Raw genomic sequence first — 3,768 nt, 5'->3', positions numbered from 1 at the left:
GGGTTCCAAAACAGACAGTGTTGCCAAAATAAAACCGGACAAAGGACGCCGCAGACCATCGTAAGTACCCCAAATTCGCATTTTGACCAGCCAGGGAATATTTTGCTGGTAGTAAATCAGCCAGTTTTGTTTTAAAGATTGACGCAGATGCTGGATATTCATTGAATGCCTCATTTCAGTCAACAAGATTGTAGACCTATTGTTAACTAATTTCATTTCTGAGGATGAAACCTGACGGTGTTACGCGATCATAAAGCATCTATTTAACTCTTTGACCACCGAGCAAATACTCTTCTATTAGTAAATTAGGACTTACCCACAAGAGATCCCCCAACCCCCTTAAAAAGTTGGCTCTTTAAGATCCCCCCCCTTAAAAAGCTACCGTGTATACACAAGTCATCGAATTAGCCAAAACAAAACCTCAAAGAGTCCTAACTTTAGTCCCTCTCCTTACTAATTACTCCCTCTCCGAACTCACGGAGAGGGACAGGTTTTGCGTAGCAGAACCAGGGTGAGGTTTCTTTGAGTTATGTTGGTCATCTGTCCTTTATCCTTTGTTCTTGATGATTTGTCAAAAGTCGGAAGCTTGCTAATGACCAAGGACTAATGACTAATGACTAATTTATTGAAAGTCCTTTTGAGGCTAGCCATTCCGGGTTGAATATCCGCGACTGATACCGGGAACCACTATCACACAAGATGGTGACAATGGTATGTCCTGGGCCTAACTGCTTCGCTAGAGCAACAGCTGCGCCAACATTAATACCCGTTGAACCGCCCATTAACAGCCCATCTTTCCTCAATAGTTGGTAAACTACCCGTAAAGCTTCTTTGTCATCGATTTGGATAGCATCATCAGCAGGTGCGCCTTCCATATTGGCTGTGACACGACCGTTACCGATGCCTTCGGTGATGGAATTTCCTTCTATTTTGATTTCCCCGGTTTTGATATAGCTATAAAGTCCACTACCCAGAGGATCGGCAACAACGCATTTAATCGCCGGATTTTGTTCTTTTAAGTACAATGCCACCCCAGCAAAAGTACCACCAGTACCAGTTGCAGCTGTCCAGGCATCTATTTTACCATCTGTCTGCGCCCAAATTTCCCGCCCTGTGGTTTCGTAGTGGGCGCGGCGGTTGGCTAAGTTATCAAACTGATTCGCCCAAATGGCATTTTCTAACTCAGCAGCGACTCTCCCAGATAGCTTGACGTAGTTATTCGGGTCTTTGTAGGGTACAGCAGGAACGGGACGGACTTCTGCTCCTAGTGCTATCAGTGCGTCTATTTTTTCTTGTGACTGGGTATCGGGAATGATAATTAGGCATTTGTAGCCTTTGGCGTTGCAAATATGTGCTAGTCCAATGCCAGTATTACCAGCAGTTCCTTCGACAACCGTGCCACCGGGTTTGAGTAGACCTTTCTCTTCGGCATCTTCGATGATGTAAAGTGCGGCGCGGTCTTTGACGGAACCGCCAGGATTGAGAAATTCTGCTTTACCAAGGATTTCACACCCGGTTTCTTCACTGAAGCTGTTTAAGCGAATCAGAGGTGTGTTGCCAACAGCGCCGACGAAGCCATTTTTAATATCCATTTTAACTGTACCTGTGTGAGCATCTATAAAAATTTTGGCTGATAGCAGTGGCATACACGCCACTTCATTAAATATCTCCTTGGTTTGATTCTATTGTTTTCCATGAATAACAAATAAAGCTAGGGATTTGATCACGCCTCTCTGTGTAATAGCTATTCACATTAACAAATATTATTTTGACACTACCAAACTTTACTCATATTCAAAACAAACCCAGGCAATACCGATTCACCGCTAACAGTCGCAGGATTTTCCAGACATTCTTCTAGGACACCGGGACGATAAATGTAGACTCGGCGATGCTTGCGGTCAATTAGCAAGCCTAGCTGTATTCCTGGCTCTCTCATATATTCTTCCATTTTCTCTTTCAAGGGTTTGAGGTTATCAGAAGACGATCTTAGTTCAACTACAAAATCTGGACAGATAGGGGCAAACCTTTGCTGTTGTTCTGGCGAGAGAGCATTCCACCGTTCCAGTTTAATCCAGGAAGCATCAGGGGATCGCTCTGCACCTGTTGATAACTTAAATCCTGTGCTGGAGTCAAAACAAATACCTGTAGTATCTTTTTCTGCCCAAACTCCTAGCTGTAAGGCAACGTTAAAGTTACGATTACCTGTCTCTGAACCAGTGGGGGACATAATTGATATTTCTCCAAATTGATTCCGCTCAATGCGTAGGTCACGATTCACCTGACAAAAGTCAAAAAACTGCTCGTCTGTCATTTGCATTGAGGGAGGAATTTGCACAACTAAAGGGGATGAAAGCATGATGATTTCCTCTAGGTTTTGCTGTCTACCCGACTGGCTTTTATTTCTTATTCTCACGCAATTCATTAACTAAATTGCTGCTGGCATTCAAGCTTACAGCAGTTTTCATGTATTTGAACCACATCTGTCGTAGGGGCACAGCATGCTGTGCCCCTACCGCGTGGTCTATTTACCTGAAAATAGCTGTGAGCAACAATATCAAAATACTGCTAAGAATACTGGTAAATCTGTTTCTCCACCACCACCCAAAGCTTCTCCCTCTCCACGGAAAGAAGAAGTGGAGGCGAAATTTCGTGATGATCTTTAGATTTCATCCTAATTTCATTTCTGGCTGCAAAGCTAAGAAGTAAATATAGAATTAGGAAACTGTTAGGTGAGATTTATGCAACTGCTATCTTTAAGGAATGGCTTTTTGGCGTTAACCTTGACTGCGATCGCCTCTGCCGGTGCATTAATTACAGCCTGTACCAATACTGCTTCCCAGAAGGAAAGCCAAGTCCCAAACGCAACTGCTACCAATGCTAGCGACAAGCAACAGATGAACCACGGTAGTAGCATGAATCACAGCATGGGAATGGATTTAGGCCCAGCCGATGCTAATTTTGATTTACGGTTTCTCGATGCGATGATACCTCACCATCAAGGGGCTGTGGAAATGGCTAAAGAAGCGCAGCAGAAATCAAAACGTCCTGAAATCAAAAAACTAGCAGACATTATCATCAAATCGCAAAACCAAGAAATCATTCAGATGAAGCAGTGGCGACAAGCTTGGTATCCCAAGGCGGGAGATAAACCAATGGCTTATGACAGTCAAATGGGTCACATGATGGAAATGTCGTCTGACCAAATGAAAACTATGATGATGAGTCAGAACTTAGGTACAGCTGATGCTGAATTTGATCTGCGCTTTATCAATGCGATGATTCCTCACCATGAAGGGGCTGTAACAATGGCGCAAGATACCTTAAGTAAGTCTAAGCGCCCTGAAATTAAGCAATTAGCCCAAGAAATTATCAAAGCACAAAATACAGAGATTAAGCAAATGCAGCAGTGGCGAAAAGCCTGGTACAACCAATAATTCGTAATGTACAAAATGTCAACGCCTATCAGCCTGTTGAAGTTACTTTAACCTCTGGGGATATGGTTGAGGTTAAAACTTTTTTGTAACCCACGAGGTGGGTAAAGTATCGTGTAGACGCGGTTAGAAACCGCCGATTTAGGTTAAGTTGACACGGATGAGCAATGCTTGAAAGCGCCTAACGCACCGCTATAGAACACTGCTATTTAATCAACCGCGATCGCTCCACCACAACATACAGCACTTTGCAGGTAAATTAAGTACACATCTTAATATGAGAAATCTTGTGGGGTGGGCATCCTGCCCGCCCTTGTGTACCTCATTCAGATGA

General features: G+C 43.5%; 5 protein-coding genes. 2 read left to right on the top strand and 3 right to left on the bottom strand.

Features of this window, described 5'->3' with window-relative positions:
* The 3 genes from ACYTXL_RS05940 to ACYTXL_RS05930 form a co-directional block, all read right to left on the bottom strand.
* On the bottom strand, positions 1-162 hold a 162-nt coding region (locus tag ACYTXL_RS05940), incomplete at its 3' end, for a DUF5331 domain-containing protein (protein ID WP_461923899.1).
* A gap of 455 nt (positions 163-617) precedes the next feature.
* A complete protein-coding gene (locus tag ACYTXL_RS05935; RefSeq protein WP_461923898.1) occupies positions 618-1,592 on the bottom strand; it encodes a cysteine synthase A in 975 nt (324 codons plus the stop codon).
* Between the two features lie 182 nt (positions 1,593-1,774).
* A complete protein-coding gene (locus ACYTXL_RS05930) occupies positions 1,775-2,359 on the bottom strand; it encodes a Uma2 family endonuclease (protein WP_461923897.1) in 585 nt (194 codons plus the stop codon).
* 142 nt (positions 2,360-2,501) lie between these two features.
* Here ACYTXL_RS05930 and ACYTXL_RS05925 point away from each other — a divergent pair, with 142 nt between their 5' ends.
* The gene (locus tag ACYTXL_RS05925; protein ID WP_461923896.1) at positions 2,502-2,666 is read left to right on the top strand and encodes a hypothetical protein; all 165 of its coding nucleotides are present in this window, start codon (positions 2,502-2,504) and stop codon (positions 2,664-2,666) included.
* Between the two features lie 75 nt (positions 2,667-2,741).
* Positions 2,742-3,437: a DUF305 domain-containing protein gene (locus tag ACYTXL_RS05920; protein WP_461923895.1), complete on the top strand. Its 696-nt coding sequence runs from the start codon at positions 2,742-2,744 to the stop codon at positions 3,435-3,437.
* Positions 3,438-3,768 lie beyond the last annotated feature (331 nt).

Source organism: Nostoc sp. (assembly GCF_054880495.1).
Note: the sequence above shows the minus strand (reverse complement) of the source record. Positions and strands in the feature narration are given on the sequence as shown.

What these genes read in the sequence shown, in the direction of transcription:
- ACYTXL_RS05920 (WP_461923895.1), top strand. Translation starts at nt 2,742, where the DNA reads ATGCAACTGCTATCTTTAAGGAATGGCTTTTTGGCGTTAACCTTGACT.
- ACYTXL_RS05930 (WP_461923897.1), bottom strand. Translation starts at nt 2,359, where the DNA reads ATGCTTTCATCCCCTTTAGTTGTGCAAATTCCTCCCTCAATGCAAATG.
- ACYTXL_RS05925 (WP_461923896.1), top strand. Translation starts at nt 2,502, where the DNA reads ATGCTGTGCCCCTACCGCGTGGTCTATTTACCTGAAAATAGCTGTGAG.
- ACYTXL_RS05935 (WP_461923898.1), bottom strand. Translation starts at nt 1,592, where the DNA reads ATGGATATTAAAAATGGCTTCGTCGGCGCTGTTGGCAACACACCTCTG.